This window comes from Phycisphaerae bacterium (assembly GCA_035275405.1).
Taxonomy (GTDB): Bacteria; Planctomycetota; Phycisphaerae; order UBA1845; family UTPLA1; genus DATEMU01.
In genome coordinates this window covers 515,155-535,212 of record DATEMU010000012.1, presented here as the reverse complement: position 1 = coordinate 535,212, position 20,058 = coordinate 515,155, and the positions used below count along the sequence as shown (strand labels likewise).

Here is a 20,058-nt window from a genome sequence, read left to right as displayed (position 1 = left end):
GTGTATGCTATTTATGGTTCCGCCGTCGGCGCGGGCGCAGGTTACCGACTTCGAGAACGAATTCAACGACGACGCGGCCGCGGCCAATCTTTTCCGCCAGCAGGACCTGGTCGAGGGCGAGATCGACCCGGACGGCGACATCGACTTCTGGCGAGCCCCCAATGTGGCGGTGAACGATTTGATCTTTGTACTTGTGGACATGGAGCCCGCGGGCCCGGCGGAGGATTCGATTCTCCAGGTCCTGGCCAACAACCCGGCGACACTGATCGAGACGGACGACCAGGATGGACCGGCTTTGGCCCCGGTGGTAGCCGGGGCCATTGTGCCGCAGAGCGGGAACGTGTTCTATCGCGTCAATGAATCGGGGGACGATGCCTCATTCAGCTTCTACCAGATTCACCATGCGATCGTGAAGCCGGCCGACAGCGTGGCGGAATCGGAAAGCAACAACACGGCGGTGATCGCCAACCGCATTACGGCCCGGATGATCACCGGCAGCGTGGACGGGGCGGACGAAGACTTCTTCAAGTTCCGTGCCGACAACGGTGATCGAATCGTCGTCATCGTCGACGACGACCCTGACGATGCGGGACCGCTCACCGACACGGATTTAGAGATCCTCAGTATCGACGGCGTTACCGTCCTGGCCACTGGGGACAACGGGGTCGCCGGCAACGGCAACGCCGCCGCTGGAACCGCGACCCAGACCGGCATCCACTTCGTCTCCATCGCCGATGGCGGAGCGGCGGCAGGTACCGATTATCGCTTCGTCGTGCTGGTGAATGGCGTGGCTTACGTCGATGCCGACGATGACGACATCGCGGACAATCTGGACAACTGCCCCACCGTGGCCAACGCCGCTCAAACCGACTCGGACGACGACGGCTTTGGCGACGCCTGCGACAGCTGCCCGGCGGACGTCATCAAGCAGGCCCCCGGCGTCTGCGGTTGCAGTCAGCCAGACGTGGACTTCGACGGCGACGGCGTCATCGACTGCGATCTGGCGGATCCATTCCGATCCATGCTCTCAGGAGTGGGCGTGTTGCTCATTCCCGACGACTCGAATGATCGCGTCATGGCCTTCGACCCCGCGGACGGCGACCTGGTCGATCCGGCGGTGATCGACGATCAGACAAACCTTTTTAGTCCCATCGATGCGATCCTCCATCCCGACGGCAGTCGATTTCTCGTCTCCACCCAGTTCGACAATCTCGTTCAATCCTACGACTTGGATGGAAACTTCCTCGGCGCGTTCGCTCCGGCCGGTGGAGTGAACACTGCGATCCTGGATGACCCCCTGGGCATTGCCTTACATCCCGACGGGTCGATTCTGGTGTGCAGCATTCTCGGCGTTAACGGCGACTCGGTGGCCCGCTTTGACACGGCCGGTAACTTCGTCGGCAATCTGGTCGCGCCGGGGGCCGGGGGTCTCAGCAATCCCCGCGCAGCGCTCGTAAGGGGAACAGAGCTACTGGTCAGTGGATTCGGCAGCGACGCCATCCATCGATACGATCTCGCCACCGGGGCCTACATCGCCGACTTCGCAACGGTGACCGACTTGGCTTCGCAAATGCACACTGCTGCCAACGGCAACCTGCTGGTGGCCAATGGCAGCGGCGACCAGCGCGGCGTGGTGGAATTCGACGCTGCCGGCAGCCTGGTAGGACACCATTCACCCGTGGGCATCAATGCGGTGGACGGCGTCTTTGAGCTGCCCAACGACAACCTGCTGATCTCGTCAGTGAGCTTCAGCCGTGGCGGAGTGTTTGAGATCAACCGTTCCGGCAGCCTTGTAGACACGAAGGTTTCCGGCAGGCGCACCCGCTTCATTGAATTCGTCAGGCAGGACGCCGACGCCGATGGTCTCGGCGACGGTATCGACAACTGCCCCACGGTAGTCAATGCCGACCAAGCCAATACCGACGGCGACAACCTGGGCGATGCCTGTGACACGTGCCCCAACGACCCCGCCAACGACGCCGACGGCGACGGCAAATGCGGCGACGTGGATAACTGCTCGACCGTCTTCAACGCTGACCAGACTGATTCCGATGGAGACGGCCAGGGCGACGCCTGCGACAACTGCCCTGATGTGTTCAACCCGGATCAGGCGGATTCGGACGCCGACGGCGTTGGCGACGCCTGTCCGACGCCCCCACCGCCGGACGCGGCCTGTGGCACCTGCGCGCCCGGCGTGATCCCCGCGACGATGTTCACATTGCCGCTTATTTATGGGAGTCGCCGGCGGATTTGGCCTCGCCGCTCTTAATTGAACGATGTTCGTCGGCGGGTGATCCAGGTAGCCATTGGCCAATTTATTTTGGTGTCCGGGCCTCCTTGCTCGCGCATGACCTCTAGGAGGACCGCAATCGAGGAAAAACGGAGCCTATCCGCCATGTGCATTGACACACTTATCCCCGTTCTGAGCCGCCATCGTGGGCGCGTCGCGCTGGTGGCCGCGCTCGCTCTCTATTACGGACTGACCGATCCGGCCCACGCGTCCGCGCCGCCGATCCCCGGATGCCCGATTCCGCAGAAAATTTTCACGAACAACACTGCGACGCCGATTCCCAACAACGCCACCGTGACGTCTGCGATCAACGTGAGCGGGGTCGATCCTCTTTGGGATGTGGACGTCCAGACATTCGTTACGCACACTTGGCCCGCCGCCCTCCATATCACACTCACTTCGCCGTCCGGAAAGACGGTCACCCTATCGACCAACAATGGCGGAGTGAACGACAACGCGTTTAACGGAACGCTCTGGGACGACGACGCCGACCCGGGCGGTCAGGTTCCTTACACCAACAATCAGTTATTGGCGACAGATCGTTTGGAGGGCGACGAAGTAGTCGCCACGCCGTTGGTGCCGGAGGAAGCCCTGGGGGCCTTCATCGGCGAGAACCCCAATGGAACATGGACTCTTACAATCTCTGAAGTCCTCCCCGCCGATGTAACAGGTAACCTGGGGGGCTGGTCGCTTCGCCTATCAGGGTTCCCCTTTGCGGCCGCGACGGTCTCGGAAAATTATTTCAGCTCGGACGTCCCTCATAGCATTTCCCAAACCGGGACGCCGGTAGTGTCCTCAACCAATATGGTGAGCGGCACCGGCTCCTATTTGTGCGGATTGAATCTCACCACGGACATTACTCATACGTGTCCCGGAGACCTGGACATCACGCTTTCTTCCCCGTCGGGGACCATCGTGACTCTTACGACCGACAATGGTCTCAGCGCCGACAATGTCTTCAACGGCACCGTGTGGAGTGACGGCGCGGGCGATGTCAATCCGCCCGGCCCCGTATCGGATGCCGACTTTGTCATCGACGTTACGGAAACGCCCTTGGTCCCGGAGGAAGCGATGGCGGCCTTCATAGGTGAAGACCCGAATGGCACGTGGGTGCTGACGATCTCCGATGATATGAATGGATGCGGGGGCAACCTGGCAAACTGGACATTGCACATCACGACATGCACTTTTGCCGCCCCCGATGACGACGCCGACGGCGTGCTCAATCCATGTGACAACTGCCCTGCCGCTTCAAACGCCGGTCAAGAAGACCCTGACGTCGACGGAGTGGGCGACATCTGCGACAACTGCCCGACGGTCGCGGACCCCACCCAAAACAACATCGACGGCGACGCGCTCGGTGATGCCTGCGACAATTGTCCGTCGTTTGCCAACAACGACCAGGCGGACTTCGATGGCGATGGCCGGGGAGACGTCTGCGACAACTGCCCAACGCTTGCAAACGCCGACCAAGCGGATGCCGACGGGGACGGCAAGGGCGACGCCTGCGAAAACTGCCCGAGTATTTTCAATGCCGACCAGACCGATACGGATGACAACGGCATCGGCGATGCCTGCGAGCCGCCGGCGGCGCCACCGCCCCCACCGCACTCCGACTCCGCCTGTGGAACGTGCGCCCAAGGCGTCCTGCCGGGCATGGCGGCCAGCCTGTTGTTGGTGACGTTGGGGCGACGTGGCCACTGTCGCGGACTAGCCCAGAACCGGCCCGTCTCCCAAGGGCTAAAGCGTTTTCCTTGAAGCAGCGCGATGATTCGTTGTTACTTCGGTAACATCCGGGAAAACTATTGCAATTCGCCACTCGATGACGTTAAGATAGGCTTGCGAGTGTATCCGCGGAGTTCTCCGCGGGTCGGCGAGCCGGTCTATGCAGTTACACCTTGCCGCGATCAACCCCATGACATGTCCTCGCGCGCGGCCCCAACGCACCCATGGCCTCGAATACTCCGCCTGCCCGACTCGCCCCGTTAGTCCTTTCTTGAATACCCGCCTCGCGAGCGTTTCGCGAGCCGTAGGTCCTCTCATTCTTCATTCCCGCTTTTAAAAGGAGCACACCCCATGTCGAACCTGTTGTCCTCCAACCGCGTCGCGACGGCTGTCGCCTCGCTTCTCCTTGTCGCAACGACCGCCTTCGCCAAGGACCCGCCCGCTGCCGCGACGGCGCAGCCGCTCGCCGAGATGCAGATGCAAATCTCTACGGAGGGCATGACCCACGGCGAATACCTCGCCCGCCAGGAGCAGCTCAACGCGGCCTTGACGGCCGAGATGCCCATTGCCGCCTTCGCGGCGCCCCTTCGCGTCAGCCTGACCCAGGAGCAATTGGACGCTATTGCTCAGGCCCCGCCGACGCCCCTCCGAATCGGAGCGGTCACGGAACTCGAACCCCGCGTGGACATCGTTGGTTTGTCCTCCTCAAAAGTGCAGAACGCCGCCACCCAGGGCGTGCTCTCCCCGGCGGCCGACGGCGGCTACGTCTGGGCCCTGGCCATCAACTCCGCCGACGCGGGCTCTATCCGAGTCCACATTGAGAACCTCGACCTGCCCGCCGGAGTGTCCCTGTATTTCTACAGCCTCGAAGGCGAGGCCTTCGGCCCCTGGACCGGCAAAGGTCCCGACGGTACCGGCGACATTTGGACCGAGTCCGTTTTCGGCCAGGAGGGCGTCTTGCAGCTCCGCATCTCCGGCCCTGCCAATGAGGCCCTGCTCAAGCAAATCAGCTTCAGCGTCACGGAAGTCGGAAACGTCCTCCCGGAATTCGCGGGAGGCATGATGCTGGACGGCGCGCCGCGCGGCGGTTTCTGCGGAAATGTTCCCTGCATCGTGGACGTCTCCTGTAGCTCCGGCGGCAACAGCATCCGGGACGCCTACGCGAAAATGGAGTGGATCGCCGGAGCCTTCATTTACACGTGTACGGGCGGTCTCCTCAACGACAACAACCCGTCGCAAAACAACTTCTTCCTGACCGCCAACCACTGCCTCAGCAAGAACAATATCGCCAGGAACGTGCAGTTCTATTGGCGTTTCCGCACCTCATCTTGCAACGGTAGCTGCCCGAGCAACTCCGGCTGGCCGTACAAGACCACTGGCTCCACGCTAAAGACCACCGGGAAGACTGCGGACTTTACGTTGTTGCAACTCAATTCCAACCCCCCTTCGGGCTCGGTGTTCCTGGGCTGGACAACGACCGCAGTGGCGAATTCGAACGGCGTGGCCCTGCACCGTGTCAGCAATCCCAACTTTGGTCCGCAGGTCTATTCCACGCACACGGTGGATACGAGCGCCCCGACCTGCCAGGGCTGGGCGCGCGGCCCGCGCATCTATAGCCGCGATACTTTTGGCGCGACCGACGGCGGAAGCAGCGGCAGCCCCGTGGTGAACAGCGCGGATCAAGTCGTCGGCCAGTTGAGCGGCGCTTGCGGCTTCAATCCCGGTGATCCGTGCGATAGCAGCTCCAACGCCACGGTGGACGGCGCGTTCGCGTCCTACTATTCGTCTGTGCAACCCCACCTCAACCCCTAGGGAGGGCGAGGCTCTCACCGAGCCTCCAATACGGACGACCTCAATCCGCGGCCCGTCGATCCACGCGATCGACGGGCCGTTCTTTTTGGCCCTCAACCCGTCACGCAAACATCTCGCGAATCTTCCCGGGAATATCCTGCTCTCGCAGCAAAGCTTCCCCCACGAGTACCGCCGAAGCCCCCGCCTCGCGCATGGCCTCCACATCGGCCCGCCGCGCTATCCCGCTCTCCGCGACAAATGGAGTTCCGCGCGGAAGCAATCCGGCTAGGCGCCTCGTGGTCTCCAGATCGACGCGCTGCAACTTCAAGTCCCGGTTGTTGATGCCGAGGATCATGCGGCGGCTACTCGCGAGCACTCCACGAACCGCCGCAAGCTGTTTCGCGTCATGCACTTCTACCAATGCCGACATGCCCATGCGCTCCGCCAACGTCCCGAAGACGCCAATCTGCTCCGCCGTGAGAATCTCGGCGATCAATAGAACAGCATCCGCCCCCGCCGCCCGGCTTTCATAGACCTGATACTCATCAATAATAAAGTCCTTGCGCAGCACCGGCAGCCCAACGGCCCGCTTGATTTGCGCGATGAACGCCAACTCCCCCGAAAAATACTCCGCATCCGTCAGCACCGAGAGCGCCGCCGCTCCCGCGCCCTCATAAAGGCGAGCCAACGCGACCGGATCAAAGTCCGCCCGAATTAATCCTGCCGAAGGCGATCGCTTCTTGATCTCCGCGATCAAACAGACCCGATCGCCGCCACCCGTCACCGCTCTTAAGAGGTCCCGCGCCGGTTGTGCGGACTCAATGGCCGCCTGTATCGCCGCCAACGGCCGCGCTCGCTTCGCTTCGGCGACTTCGCCGCGTTTGGTCTCCACGATCTTTTCCAATATAGTCCCGCTCATCGTTCGACCATCCCGATTGTCACGCGAGTCCCCGGATGCCGACCCCGCTCACACGCCTGGACATCGCCGAACTCGCCGTCGTCGCCGCCGGGCTCATCATCATCCTCGCCGGCGCGATAATCGTCTCGCGCCGCCGCGCCTGGCGCGAACTCATCAACATTCCGCCTCCGTCGTCTAATGTCCTCGAACCCGCCGACCTCTTGATCGGACTCGCGGCTATTCTGATGCTGTCCTCCGTGATCTTCAAATTATTGTCCATCGGCGCCGCGCCCGTCGCCGACGAGCCGGTTACGAGCCAGCCGGATGCCGCCGATCCGCGAGAGGTCCTCGCCCTGGCCCTGGGCCAAACGCTCGCCGCCGCGCTCATTGCTCTCATCGCCCGCCAACGCTTCCACGGCGGACTCTCCGGCTGGGGCCTGACCACGACGCATTTCGGCCAGCGCGTCGGGCAAGCCATCATCGGCTACCTCGCCGCATGGTCGATCTGCCTGGCGCTCCTCCACCTGACCGTCCTTATTCTCCAATGGACCGTCCCCGATTTCGCTCCCCCGGAACACTCGGCGATCCTCACCCTTCTCTCCGCCGCATCCCCCCCTTGGGTCATCATCGTCACCATCATCAGCACTTCCGTCCTCGCGCCGACCCTTGAGGAATTCTTCTTCCGCGGCCTTTTGCAACCCGCGCTGATCCGCTGGACGAACCGGCCCTGGGCCGCCATCCTGATCGCCGGGACCGCGTTCGGCTTGTTTCATTATCCCTTGATCCACACAATCCCGGCGTTGGCCGTCTTTGGGGTGTTTCTCGGCTATCTCTACGCCAAGACGCGCAGCCTGACGCTGGTGATCCTCTTGCACGCCGTGTTCAATGCGAAGACGCTGTTGTGGCTGGCGATCGGCGCCGATGGCCAGGAGCCTCAATAGAAAATCGTGACGATCAGGTGTTGCTCGACATGCTTGGCTTCGAACGGGCCGACGGTTGTGTTGACGTGCTTGATGAAGATGCCGGGGTTGGAGTCGATCCATTCATTGATCAAGTCATCCATGTGCGCGAGGGCCCCGGGCGTCAATTTGCTGTGAAACGTCCGAACGCGCGTCGGGGGATCCGACGCCGCGGTGATCGGCCGATGGAGGGTCGTGTCGTGGTGCGCGCCGCCGAGGGTGCTTCCGGCTGCAAAGCTGCGAATCTTGGACGGGCCTGTTGGCGCCGCTTCGAAATCGGCGTCAAGCGAGATCTTTTCTTCCGTGATGTCCTTGGGCGGCGCCGTTGGCGCGGTCGTCGCAGCAGCTGCGGCCGCCGCGGCGGCCCGCTGCTGGGCCTCCATCGCCTCCCGCTTTTTTTGTTCGATGCATTGCGGACAAAGCAACACGCCATGCACCAGGCCCGCTTGGCGCTGCATGATCTGCTCGTTCGTGATCTCCGACTGGCAGCCTTGGCAAACCTTTACCGCGGTATCCGGCATGACGCTGTACTCCCGACTGGGGCCGGCTCCTTCGCACCATCGCCGAGCGAGAACCGCTCTTTCGGAGATAGCCCCCACAGGCCGCCGCGCGACAGTTCGATCAATGACTAGTTTACCGCTAAACACCCCCCACATTCAATCCAACCGCGCGGACATCCTCCGATAATCGAGATCCCCCGGCAGTTAGTTATCCCCATGGCCCGTAAAGAGCCCGATGAACCGCTGGATCGTCGCTCCCAAAAGAACGAGCACTCCTGCCGCGCCAACCGCGACCGAAAACATCGCCAAAAAACCCGTCGGAATGCGCATGACCAGAATCGTCAAACACGCCGCCAGGCACAGCGCCGCGATCGCACTTCCCTGAAACAGAAGGACCATGTCGAGGATCGCCACGACCAAAAGCACGGCCAGCGAGGCATATTTGAATTGGCGATGGGCCAGTGAAACCCGGCTTCCCGACGCCAGCATCGCCCCCGTAATCGCCGCCGCCCCCAGCACCAGTCGCGACCAATGACCCCAGCCCTTCGACCCTGGAAACCACGCCACCGCATGATAGACGCCCATCATCCACGCGCTGGTGAAGATGAACAGGCGGCTGATTTGAAATCGATTGCGGATGACCCAGCGGAACGCCGCCGGCTCCTGTCTCGTGACATCCATCCGCACCGACGGCCCCTCCTCCCGCAAATCGATCGGTGCCGGCGGCGGCCCGCCGGTCGTGTCGATCGGAAGGAGGTCCAATCGAAAACTGAAATTGCCGAGGCGAAAAGGCTGCGACGTAATGAGCTTCCCGCGCGCCACGCGCTTGGGACCCACCCACGTCCCGGTCGCGCTTTTTTGATCTTCAAGAATGAGCCCGCTGTCCGGCAACAGCCGGATCCGGCAGTGCACGTCGGATATGCTCGCATCGTCCAGGACGATCCAGTTCGCCGCCCCGCGACCGATGCTCAAATCGACCCCCACCGGCACGACAAACTGCGTCCCTACCCAGTACGGCCCTTGTACCACCGTTAGCACTGGCCGCTTCGACGTGCCCGTCACGTCATCCAGTTCAAGCGTAAGTTCACGTCGGCAATGGGGGCAACTCAGCGTCACCACCAGGTCCAGGTTCTCGCCCTCCAGGGCGTTCCCGCATGCGCATTGAACCGACAGGCCCATTTGTGATCCCGAGAAGGTCTTCTCGCATATTCTCAGTCAACCCGGTCATTCCGACAAGTGCGGTGAGCATGGGCCTCCAGCCCGTGCGAAGGCTGATTCAGATTCTCCCGGCAGGCGTCAGACGCTCATGCTCCCCGATGGCTCATACGCCGCATTCCGGATTGCCGATGTCTAGGCTGCCGACGCCTGTCCGGCAGACCGCGCAGATTTTGCGCAAGGCCCGTCACATGATCTATGCCGCAGCGTCATTCTGGCTGCTCGTTTTCGTCCTCATGGCGTGGGGCGTGGACCACCTTTGGCGATCCCAGGCCAAACCCAAAACGCTTAACGCGGTTCTCTTCCCGGGTACATTGGTCGCCCAGGTCGGCCGCATCATCGGTCTGCTCATCACCGGCGCGACCGTCGCACCGGGCGCGCCTAAAGGCGAAGACGGCGATCGCCCCGATTGGCAGCCCAAACTGCCGGTCATCGGCCCCGTGCTCGTCGCTCTGATTCCCATGGCCGCCATCAGTTCCATGCTGTATCTCGTGATGGTCTACCTGGGCCCGGCGATCATTTCCCAATTGCCCGCCGATCAGATACCACCGTCCATGCCGCTTTCGCTCACCGCTTTTTGGGAGCAGCTCCGCCGGCTGATCACACTCTCCGAGAACACGCTCAATGCCGTCCGCGGCGCGGACATCGCCGCGTGGCAGGTTGCTCTTTTTGTCTACTTGATGATCTGCCTCACGATTCGCATGGCCCCGTCGCCCGGAAACGTCCGCGGCCATGTCGGCGCAGTCGTGATCCTTGGCGTGATCGCCGCATTGGCCGGTTCCGTCTGGGAAACGATGCCGCAGCTTATCCTCAGCGCCTGGCCCCTACTCGCGCTGTCCATTGGTTGGGTCCTTCTCGTATTGCTCGCCACGCTGCTCGCCTGCGGCATCATTCAAACGACCCGATTGGTCCTGCGCACGGAATGATCATCAGTCGCGCAAGCGATTGGCGCGAATCGTGCGCAGCGTTCGATGCGAAATGAGCACAATTCCCATCGGGGCCGATAACCATCGCGCAAAATATGTCGCTCTTTGTCATTATGAAACCGGCAATGCGATTGCCTGACCTCGCCGGCCCGAATACCATTTGCGCCAATGTTGTCGACGACCGCGCTGCCAAGAATGTCCGGTTTCCCAAGGTCGCGCTTCACAATGAACTCCTGGCCGGTCCGCCCCCGGCAAGTCCGGTCTGCATTTTTGCTTATCGATGAATCCGCTCTGGTCGATCCTTCGCGCACGTCCGCGCAGTCCCGCGCGGTCCAGGCAAGGAGGCCGTCTCTCTGAACCCGAACGCCACAACCATCTCGCCGCTCCTCGCCGCGCAGGTCCGCCGCGCACCTCGTGCCACGACGCCGTCGCAACGCGCGACTGCCCAATCGACGCTTCGGCTGACGACCGAAAACCACGCACACGGGGCGAAAACCGCCGCCACGACTCCCGAGGACATCGACGCCGTCGCCCTGGCCCTCTCCGGCATTCACGGCCTCTTGAGCGAACTCGACGAAACGCTCGGCGCGTTGCAGCCCCCCCGCCGCATTTCGCCCGCCCAGATCGCCGCCCTTCAGGGACGCCTCGACCACGTCATTTCCGCCATCACGGACATCGTGGAATCAACTCGCGTCAGCGGACGTTCGCTCCTTTCAGGCCATGGACGCATCTTTCTGAACGCCGAACGCTCCTCGCCCTCGTTCCTGCTCTCCTCGGTCGCCCCCGATGCCATTGGCGGTCGGGCAAGAGCGCGCCTGAGTGACATACGATCCGGAGGATGCTGCGAACTGGTTCATCTCGCTCTTGCGGACGTCCGCAAGATCGTCTCCCAGGCCGCCGACCAGGTGGCCCTGGAGCGCCGGCGGTTCGAGACGTTCATCAAGCGCCCCGCCGTCATCTCCGACGCCGCCGGCCGCATCGCTGCCGAGAATCGTGCCGCCGCAGAGCAAGCCACTGCCGATCTCGATCTCGTCTTGGCCACGAGCCAATTGACCCGCGGCCACCTCCTCGCCGCGGCCCAATCTCCTCCGATCGGCCGATAAAAGAGACCTCCCGCCATTGCCCCTGCTCAAACCGCTGCCGCTGCGCGTCACTCGCCGCCTCGTACAAATATTCTCGCACCAGTTAATGAAAGTCGGACGAATGGCGGCCCGATAGCCTCGTCGGTTGACCGAAGGCTCGAACCACCTCGATGTTAGAGGCGGCGGGACCGAAACCACGGTCAATACAACAAAGTCCCGACGGCGAACGCCGACGGGGTAGAGCCAGATCAGGGAGCACACGGTTGTGACTCCCGTCGCGGGGTGAACGTATCCCGCGGCCTGGCGTTCAGGGAGGAATCCATGAGTCGCATTAACACGAACATCTCGGCGCTCACCACCATTCGGCAGCTCATCGGGAACCAGGATGACCTGGCCACCCGCCTGGAACGACTAAGTTCCGGCTTTCAGATCAACCGCGGCGCCGACGACCCCGCGGGCCTGATTGCCTCCGAGGCGCTGCGCTCCGAGATCCGCGGCATCAACGCGGCCATCGACAATTCGACCCGCGCCATCAACGTCATCTCGACGGCCGATGCCGCCCTCGCCGAGGTCTCCAAGCTCCTGCTCGAAGTCAAGCAGCTGGTCAGCTCCTCGACCAACAGCGGCGCCATCTCCGACGAGGAAATCCAGGCCAACCAGTTGCAGATCGACTCCCTCCTGGAAAGCATCAACCGCGTCGCCAATTCGACGACGTTTAACACCAAGAAGCTTCTCAACGGCCAGCTCGGCTACACGGTCAGCGCCCAGAACCAGGCCGATCTGCCCCGCCTCCAGATCTTCGGCGCCCGCGTGCCCGCCGGCGGCACCCTCCCCGTCACCGTCCAGGTCACACAGTCCGCCCTGACGGCCCAACTCACCATCTCGGCCGGCGGAACCAGCGGCCTCTCCGCCGCCGGTGGTTCGGCCTCCCTCTCCGCCACGAACAATGTCACGATCGAAGTCCGCGGCCGCCTCGGCACCGAAACTTTCACCTTTACCGGCGGCACCACCGTCAGCTCGATCGCCACGACCGTGGCCAGCTTCAAGAACCTCACCGGTGTCTCCGCCTCGCTCATCACCGCCAGCGCCGGCGCCACCGGCATCAGCTTCAACAGCATCTCTTACGGCAGCGACGAATTCGTCTCCGTCCGCGAAATCACCGGCACCTTCAACGTCACACCTGGTGACCAGGGCGATACCGAGGACCGCGGCCGCGATGCCACCGTCCTCGTCAACGGACAGGCCGCTTCCGTGAAGGGCCTCGTCGCCCGCGTCCGCAGCAGTGGTCTCGATATGGTGGTCGACCTGAGCACGGCCTTCGGCACCACGCTGGGTTCGTCCGTCTTCGGCATCACCGGAGGCGGAGCGAATTTCCAGATCGGTTCAACCGTCGGCTCCGACGGCCTCGTGAGCATCGGAATCCCGTCGTTGCACAGCTCCAATCTCGGAAGCACCGCCGCCGGATTCTTGAACATGATCGCCTCCGGTGGAAACTATTCGATCACCAATCCCGACAATCATCCCAAGGCCGCGGATATCGTCGCCGCCGCGATCACGCAGGTGGCGGTCCTTAGCGGTCGCTTGGGTGGCTTCCAGGCCAACCAGATCGAGACCAATCTCAACAGCCAGCGTGTCGCCCTCGAAAACGTCACCGCCTCCGAGTCCGCCATCCGCGACACCGACTACGCCACCGAAGTGGCCAACCTCACGCGGGCGCAGATTCTGGTACAGGCCACGACGCAAATCCTCGGCGTCGCCAACCAGATTCCGCAAAACGTCCTCGCCCTGCTGCGGTAAGAGTGATGCAATAGGAAACGTGGTAGCGGCCGGCGCCCATGCCGGCCGCTATCGCGCAATTTCTACCGAGCGCCGCGCACACACTCGTATCCAACTCGCCTCCGCAATCAACCGATAAGACTTACGTCCGCCCCGTCAGGGCAGACCCCGGATCGCCGCACGCGGAGAAGCGCAAATGCCTCATCGAACTCTCGAACACGACACCTGCCGCAAACATGGCTTCATCCTCACCTGTTACGTCAACGGAAAAAAACGCTTCCGCGCGCAGGCCTTCGCCAGGCCCCCCGTCACCTTGAAGATCGACCCGATTTCGGCCCCTCGCTCGTCCGACGGACACTCCGGCCGTGCCGGTGCCCTCGGACTCTAACCATCGTACCCCGCGCGGATTGAGGCCCATGAATGTCCAGCATCTCCCTCGGCACCGGTCTCGTCTCCGGCCTCCCCATTAACGACCTGGTCGATTCGCTGATCGCGCTCCAGCGCCGCCCCATTACGCAACTTCAGACTCGGCTTCAAACGATCGGCACCCGCCGCGCCGCCCTGCTCCAACTCTCCGCGCAGCTCCTCTCCGTTCAGAACACCGCGTCCCGCCTGACCAAGGCCGACTTCTTCCGCCGCACCCAGGCCGCCAGTTCCAACGAATCCGTCCTCCTCGCTTCCGCCGGCTCAACGGCAACGCCCGGCCAATACACCTTCACCGTCCGCAGCCTCGCCGCCGCGCACCAACTGCTCTCCTCCGGCTTCGCCTCATCCAATGCCACGCCCCTCGGCGCGGGCACCCTCACCATCGAAGGGGCCCAGGGGCTCCTCAACCGCTCCACGCCCCTCTCCCAACTCAATGGCGAAGAAGGCGTCCACCGCGGGAAGATCCGCATCACCGATCGCTCCGGCGCATCCGCCGTCATCGACCTCGCCACCGCCTCCACCATCAACGACGCGGTCACTCTCATCAATGCCGACGACGCCGTCCAGATCGTCGCCCGAATCGAAGGCGATCACCTCGTCCTCACCGACCAGACCGGCCTCGCCGCCGGCACACTCGCCGTTGCCGAAGTCAATGGCGGCCGTGCGGCATCCGAACTGGGCATCCTCGGCGCGAGCGCGACGGGCGAGATCACCGGCAGTGATTTGGTTTCGCTCTCCGAATCCACGCGCCTGTCCCTCCTCAACGATGGCAACGGAGTCCGTCGCCTCCGCGGTCAGTCCGACTTCTCCGCCGCCCTCGCGGACGGCACGACGCTCTCCTTCGACCTCTCCGACCGTCTCGCCCTCGACACCCCCCTCGCCGTCCTCAATCGCGGCGGCGGCGCGACCAACGGCTCGCTCCGCCTTACCACGCGCGCCGGTCAACAAGTCGACGTCGATCTCTCCGCGGCCCAAACGATCGGCGATGTCAAAACTGCAATCGAATCCGCCGCCACCGGCGTCACCGTCAACCTCACCGGCTCGCAACTCACCCTTGTCGATTCCTCCGCCGCCACGGGCACAACAAAGATCGAAGAAATCGGCACCGGCACAACCGCCGCAAACCTCGGACTGCTCGGCACGTCCACCACCGGTACGATCACCGGCAAGGATATCTACTTCGTCGACACCCTCGGCGACCTCGTCCGCATCATCAACACCCGCACTGGCAACGATGGCAAACTCACCGCCTCCCTCGCGCCGAATGGCCTGGGGCTTGTCTTCACCGACAACACCACCGGCGTGAACCCGTTCCAACTGACCGCACTCAATGGCTCGCACGCCCTCGACGACCTCGGCCTGACCACAACCCCCACCGGAAACACAATCCAATCCCGCCGCCTCCTCGCCGGTCTCAACACCGTCCTGCTTCGCTCGCTTAACGGCGGCAGCGGCGTCCAGCTCGGTCAGGTCCAACTCACCGACCGCGCGGGCACGACGGCCACCATCGACCTCTCCTCCGCCCAATCGCTTCAGGACGTGCTCGACGCAATCAACGCCGCCCCCACCGCCATCACCACCGCATTCTCTTCGAGCGGTCTGGGCATCGAGCTGACCGACACCAGCGGCGGCGCCGGCAATCTCGCCGTCTCCGACCTGACTGGCACATCCGCCGCCGACCTGCACATCGCCGCGAACTCTGCGACGACCAAAATCGCCAGCGGCAATCTCCAGCGCCAATATCTCTCCTCCGCCACGCTCCTCGCCGACCTCAACAACGGTCGCGGCATCGCCCGCGGTTCCTTCCGCATCACCAACAGCAATGGCGCCAGCGCCGTCGTCGATCTCACCCAGGGCAACGAGCAATCGCTTCAGGACGTCATCGACGAGATCAACTCCCGCGGCATCAGCGTCACCGCCCGCATTAACGACACCGGCGACGGCCTGCTCCTCGAAGACACCGCCGGCGGCCCCGGCAAACTCACCATTGGCGAAAGCGGCGGCACGACCGCCCAATCCCTCGGCATCCTCGGCACCGCCGCCGAAGGCCAGAACTATTTCGACGGCTCCCTCGAAACGCGCATCACCGTCACCGCCGCCGACACGCTCGACACGCTCCTCGCCAAGATCAAATCCACACGCGCCCCGGTCAGCGCCGCGATCATCAATGACAACTCCGGCGCCCGTTCGTATCGCCTCAGCCTTACGTCCACCCAATCCGGCCGCATCGGCGAACTCGCCATCGACGCCGGCACGACGAGCCTCTCCTTCGACACCCTCTCCCAGGCCCGCGACGCCACCGTCCTCTTCGGCCCTCCCGACGCCGCATCGCCCTTGGTCCTCAGTAGCGCCACCAACACCCTCACCGACGCCGTCGGCGGTCTCCGCCTCGATCTCACCGGCACCAGCACAACCCCCGTCACCGTTACCGTATCCCAGGACATCGACAGCCTCTTCGAAGACGTGTCCGGATTTGTCTCCGCCGTCAACGAAGTCATCTCCTCGATCGACCGACTCAGCAGCTTTGACTCCGAAACCCAGGCCCGCGGCATCCTCTTCGCCGACCCCACCGCCCGTCGCATCCGCGATCGACTCATCGGTCTCACCAGCCGCTCCGTCGCCGGTCTCGCCCCGACGCTCAATCGCCTCAGCCAGATCGGTATCTCGTTGACCGGTGGCGCATCGATCAGCCTCAACGAAGAAAAGTTCCGCGCCGCCTACGAGCGCGACCCCGCCGGCGTGGAATATCTCTTCACCACCGCCGAGACCGGCTTCGGCCCCGTCATCGAACAGACGATCAAGCAACTGACAGACACTGAGACCGGCGCGATCGCGCTTCAGGATCAATCGCTGCAATCCTCCGAGGACCTGCTCAACAATCGAATCACCCAGTTGGAGACGCTCGTCGAGCGCCGCCGCCAGCGCCTCCTCGCCCAGTTCGCCGCCACCGAATCCGCCATCGCCCGCCTCCAATCCCAGCAAACCGCCCTCTCCGGTCTGTCCGGTCTGTCTTCCGGCTTCTCCCTGTAAACCCTCTGCTTCGAGGGCGAGATTCCCGCCGAGCCGCCGCACCGCCCCTCTTCTCTTCCCGTCACTTCTCCTTTGCGCACTCCGACTTCCGAATTCCGCATTTGCGTCATATCGGACCGCGCCAATTCCGCGCGAAACCCCCGTCCCTTTCTACTCACCCCTCTCAAGCGCTGCTCCGATCCTACAGAAGGGGGGAAGCGTTACGACCGCGACACGACGTATCAGAGAGCACGACCCGCGCAACCACATGACGCCCATCGCATCCGACGAATACCTCCGCAATGCGGTCCTGACCGCCACCCCCGAGCAACTCCACCTGATGCTCTACGACGGCGCCATCCGCTTCGCCCGCCAGGCCGCCGAGGCCCTCCGCCAGAAGGACTACGATACAAGCTGCGAGAAGCTCCTCCGCGCCCAGAAGATCATCACCGAGATGAAGGCCGGTCTCCGCCCCGAGGTCCAGCCGCAGCTTTGCGAACACATGACCGGTCTCTACAACTTCATCTACTGGCGGCTGGTCGACGCCAACCTCCGCCGCGATGTGGCGGCCATCGACGAAGCCCTGGAGATCCTCGATTTCCAGCGCGAGACCTGGAGGCTCCTCGTCGAAAAATCGCTCACCGCCGGCGCCCCTACGCCCCGGGCCCGGCCGGTCCATCCGACCGCCCAGCCGCAAGAAACCCTATGCCTCCAGGGCTAACTTCTACCCTCGGCGCGGAGCCGCCCGGCCGGCTCGATCCGCGCTTGGCGGATACCCTAATCGGGCCGATAATGCCCTTCTCGCGTGCCCCGCGGACTCCCCCGCGCGAACGGCCGGGCCCGCGAAGACGTAGATATCTCTGAATGGCCTGCTCCCGTTCGATCCGGAGAAAGACCTCATGCATCGCATAACCTCCATCACCTACGCGCTGGCCCTCGTGCTGGCGCTCCTCGCCCATCGTGCGGTCGCCCAGGAAGGCCAGGCTCCCACCGGCCAGACACCGGCCCCGCAACCCACTGGTGGCACGCCCGTCACCACCCCCGATGAAATGCTCGACCACGCCCTGAAGCTCTTCGATTCCGGCGACCTCCAGGAGGCGGCGACAGTCACGGAGCGCGTTCGCCGCATGAAGCCGGACCATCCCCGAATCCTGCTGATTCAAGCCCTCCTCCTTATCGAAAGCCGACGATCCGCCGACGCGCTGGATTACTTGAACAAGTACAACAACACGCCCGTCGGCAGCAAGGATTTTCGCGGCTACTGGGCCGTGGGTTCGATCTATCGAAGGTCCTACGCCTATCCCTCGGCCGAGCGACCCCTGGAAATCGCCAAGAGGCTTGCCCCGGCCGAAGTAAACGGCAAACCGGTCTCCGCTGAGATCACCATTGAATACGCGACGGTGCTGCAAAAGCGCAAGAAAACCAAGCAGGCCATTGCCGCGCTCAAAGAAGCGGAGAATCTGGCCCCCAACGACGCCGGCGTTCAATTGCACCTCGGGGAAGCCTCACACGAGTCGCAGGAAAACGACGCCGCGCTCCGTTACGCGAACCGGGCGATTGAGTTGACCATGGGCCAGCTTCGTTCCGATCCGTTCAAGAAAGCCGAACTGGCCCGCCTCAAAGATTGCAATCTGCTCAAAATCAAGGCCGCCCAGTCGCAGTCGGCTGCCAAGCCCGACGACGCCCCGCCCTACTTTGTCATGGCCGAGGCGACGATGGCCCTGGCCGACGCGGAGCGAAGGATTAATCTCCTCGAAGCCCGCGAGCTCGCCCTCAGAGCTTTGAGTAAAGACCCCAAGCAGCACAGCTGGCGCATCTTCCTCGCACAAATCGAACTGGATCTCGGCGGTATTCAGGACGCCATCGACCACATTAACGAAGTCCTCAAAGAAGACCCGCAGAATGCCGCCGCCCTCAAGTTCCGCCAGGATATTCAAGCGCGTATGACGCCTGACAAGGCTCCCTAACGGCCAATGCCGGCCACGATCTTCGCCCCCGAACTCCTGGCCGCAGGCCGGCAATTATTGCGCGATTTTGCGCGAGAAATGCCGATCTTTTCAGCTTTACGATAATCCACAAACATATTAGAGACAATAATTTACGGCGACTCGCCGTTCTCAAGACTCCCCCTCCCCAGCGTCGATAATCTCACGTCGGCTTATCGGACAATCGCTGTACGGTCAGCATTGGCGAATCCTGATTCGCCTGATTTTCACAGCCGATAAGTCCACTGCGAGAAGAGCAAGGCTGAGCACGACGCCCGCAGCCCCTTCTCACGAACGGTCCGGCGTGAGGCTCGATTCAGATGACTAAACGACCCCTACGCCGCACCTTCCTGTTCCTCCTTAACGCCGCATTGATCAATACGGCTTGCGCGATTCAGCCGCAGCAGGCCGCGCAACCGGTTGTCGCGGACCCTGCCGGTGGCGATGCGCCGACCTCCCGCACACCCGCCGCGCCCAACCAGTTCAGCCAGGATGTGTTCCAGCAGGAGATCATCTTTGAAGGACAGCCCGCCTCCAACCTCACCCAACATACCCCGCGCAGTGAAGGCGCGGATTTGGACCCCAGCCTGGACCGCTCCGGCAGGATCATGATCTTTGCCTCGACGCGCCACTCACGCTTCAGTCATCTTTACATCAAGGCCGTCGACGGTTCCGCCTGTACGCAGATCACCGACGAATCCGCCAACGATGCCCAACCGGTGTTCTCACCCGACGGCAAGCGAATCGCCTTTGCCAGCGATCGCGGCGGTCAATGGGACATCTGGGTCGCCCAGTCCGATGGACGCAACCCGCAACAACTCACCTCGACCCCATGGCCGGAACTGCACCCCAGTTGGTCGCCGGATGGCAAGCGCCTCGTGTATTGCCGCGTCAACCCCCGCGAGGGGCGCGGCGAACTCTGGACCTGCCCGCTGGAAAATCCCGGCGAAAAACGCTTCGTTGGCGAGGGGCTTTTCCCCTCGTGGTCCCCCACGGGTGACAAGATCGCCTACCAGCGCGCCCGATTGCGCGGGAGCCGCTGGTTCAGCATCTGGACCCTCAAACTGGAGAGCAACAACGCGCTCTTTCCCACCGAGATTGCGGCGGATCCCGACAAAGCGTTCATCGCCCCGGCATGGTCCGCCGACGGTCGCCAAATCGCCTTTGTCGCGATTCAATTCGATACGAACTCGGACAATTCGTCGAAAAACACGCCATCTTCGGCCCCCAAAAGAAGCGAAATCGGCGTCGTCGATGCGGACGGCGGGGGGCTCATGCTGCTGACCAACGGCGAAGGCGAAAACTACTCTCCCCATTGGGCGATCGACGGCCGCATCTACTTTACGTCGCGAACCGACAATGCGGAAAACATCTGGAGCCTGCAGCCGCTGGACGCGGCCATCGCCGCTGAGCCGGCGTGGCGCGCCATTGACCACCGTGCCGCGCGTGTGAATTCGACGGACGAACCGTAACGAG

The 20,058-nt window shown here is 63.1% G+C and carries 15 protein-coding genes; 12 read left to right on the top strand and 3 right to left on the bottom strand.

Going from position 1 to position 20,058, the window contains the following annotated elements; genetic code table 11:
- Positions 1–13: 13 nt before the first annotated feature.
- The 3 genes from VJZ71_15135 (at position 14) to VJZ71_15125 (ending at position 5,827) form a co-directional block, all read left to right on the top strand.
- On the top strand, positions 14–2,269 hold the full coding sequence (locus tag VJZ71_15135; GenBank protein HKQ49403.1) for a thrombospondin type 3 repeat-containing protein: 2,256 nt from the start codon (positions 14–16) through the stop codon (positions 2,267–2,269).
- 126 nt (positions 2,270–2,395) lie between these two features.
- On the top strand, positions 2,396–4,048 hold the full coding sequence (locus VJZ71_15130) for a proprotein convertase P-domain-containing protein (protein ID HKQ49402.1): 1,653 nt from the start codon (positions 2,396–2,398) through the stop codon (positions 4,046–4,048).
- A 318-nt stretch (positions 4,049–4,366) separates the two neighbouring features.
- Positions 4,367–5,827: a trypsin-like peptidase domain-containing protein gene (locus VJZ71_15125; protein ID HKQ49401.1), complete on the top strand. Its 1,461-nt coding sequence runs from the start codon at positions 4,367–4,369 to the stop codon at positions 5,825–5,827.
- Positions 5,828–5,927: 100 nt separating this feature from the next.
- On the opposite strand, the gene trpC is transcribed toward VJZ71_15125, so the two are convergent.
- Positions 5,928–6,725 carry an indole-3-glycerol phosphate synthase TrpC gene (trpC, locus tag VJZ71_15120; protein HKQ49400.1) on the bottom strand — a complete coding sequence of 266 codons (798 nt, stop codon included), beginning with the start codon at positions 6,723–6,725 and terminating at the stop codon, positions 5,928–5,930.
- A gap of 35 nt (positions 6,726–6,760) precedes the next feature.
- Here trpC and VJZ71_15115 point away from each other — a divergent pair, with 35 nt between their 5' ends.
- Positions 6,761–7,645, top strand: a complete 885-nt coding sequence (locus VJZ71_15115) for a CPBP family intramembrane glutamic endopeptidase (GenBank protein HKQ49399.1) — start codon at positions 6,761–6,763, stop codon at positions 7,643–7,645.
- On the opposite strand, the gene VJZ71_15110 is transcribed toward VJZ71_15115, so the two are convergent.
- Together VJZ71_15110 and VJZ71_15105 are read right to left on the bottom strand one after the other, a co-directional pair.
- Positions 7,639–8,184 carry a hypothetical protein gene (locus VJZ71_15110; protein HKQ49398.1) on the bottom strand — a complete coding sequence of 182 codons (546 nt, stop codon included), beginning with the start codon at positions 8,182–8,184 and terminating at the stop codon, positions 7,639–7,641. The genes VJZ71_15115 and VJZ71_15110 overlap by 7 nt on opposite strands.
- A 183-nt stretch (positions 8,185–8,367) precedes the next feature.
- A complete protein-coding gene (locus VJZ71_15105; protein ID HKQ49397.1) occupies positions 8,368–9,342 on the bottom strand; it encodes an FHA domain-containing protein in 975 nt (324 codons plus the stop codon).
- A 167-nt stretch (positions 9,343–9,509) separates the two neighbouring features.
- Between VJZ71_15105 and VJZ71_15100 the strand changes: the two genes are divergently transcribed.
- The 8 genes from VJZ71_15100 (at position 9,510) to VJZ71_15065 (ending at position 20,054) form a co-directional block, all read left to right on the top strand.
- Complete coding sequence (locus tag VJZ71_15100; GenBank protein ID HKQ49396.1) at positions 9,510–10,304, top strand: hypothetical protein; 795 nt, start codon at positions 9,510–9,512, stop codon at positions 10,302–10,304.
- 560 nt (positions 10,305–10,864) lie between these two features.
- Entirely contained in the window at positions 10,865–11,407 is a 543-nt protein-coding gene (locus tag VJZ71_15095) for a hypothetical protein (protein HKQ49395.1), read from the top strand.
- Positions 11,408–11,707: 300 nt separating this feature from the next.
- Positions 11,708–13,183, top strand: a complete 1,476-nt coding sequence (locus tag VJZ71_15090) for a flagellin (protein HKQ49394.1) — start codon at positions 11,708–11,710, stop codon at positions 13,181–13,183.
- A 175-nt stretch (positions 13,184–13,358) separates the two neighbouring features.
- The gene (locus VJZ71_15085) at positions 13,359–13,550 is read left to right on the top strand and encodes a hypothetical protein (GenBank protein ID HKQ49393.1); all 192 of its coding nucleotides are present in this window, start codon (positions 13,359–13,361) and stop codon (positions 13,548–13,550) included.
- 32 nt (positions 13,551–13,582) lie between these two features.
- Positions 13,583–16,618 (top strand): flagellar filament capping protein FliD, encoded by a 3,036-nt coding sequence (gene fliD / locus VJZ71_15080; protein HKQ49392.1) that lies wholly within the window; start codon positions 13,583–13,585, stop codon positions 16,616–16,618.
- Positions 16,619–16,865: 247 nt separating this feature from the next.
- Positions 16,866–17,318, top strand: coding sequence for a flagellar export chaperone FliS (gene fliS, locus VJZ71_15075; GenBank protein HKQ49391.1), 453 nt, complete (start codon positions 16,866–16,868; stop codon positions 17,316–17,318).
- Between the two features lie 178 nt (positions 17,319–17,496).
- On the top strand, positions 17,497–18,564 hold the full coding sequence (locus tag VJZ71_15070; GenBank protein HKQ49390.1) for a tetratricopeptide repeat protein: 1,068 nt from the start codon (positions 17,497–17,499) through the stop codon (positions 18,562–18,564).
- A 338-nt stretch (positions 18,565–18,902) separates the two neighbouring features.
- A complete protein-coding gene (locus VJZ71_15065; GenBank protein ID HKQ49389.1) occupies positions 18,903–20,054 on the top strand; it encodes a DPP IV N-terminal domain-containing protein in 1,152 nt (383 codons plus the stop codon).
- The last annotated feature ends 4 nt before the right edge of the window (positions 20,055–20,058 follow it).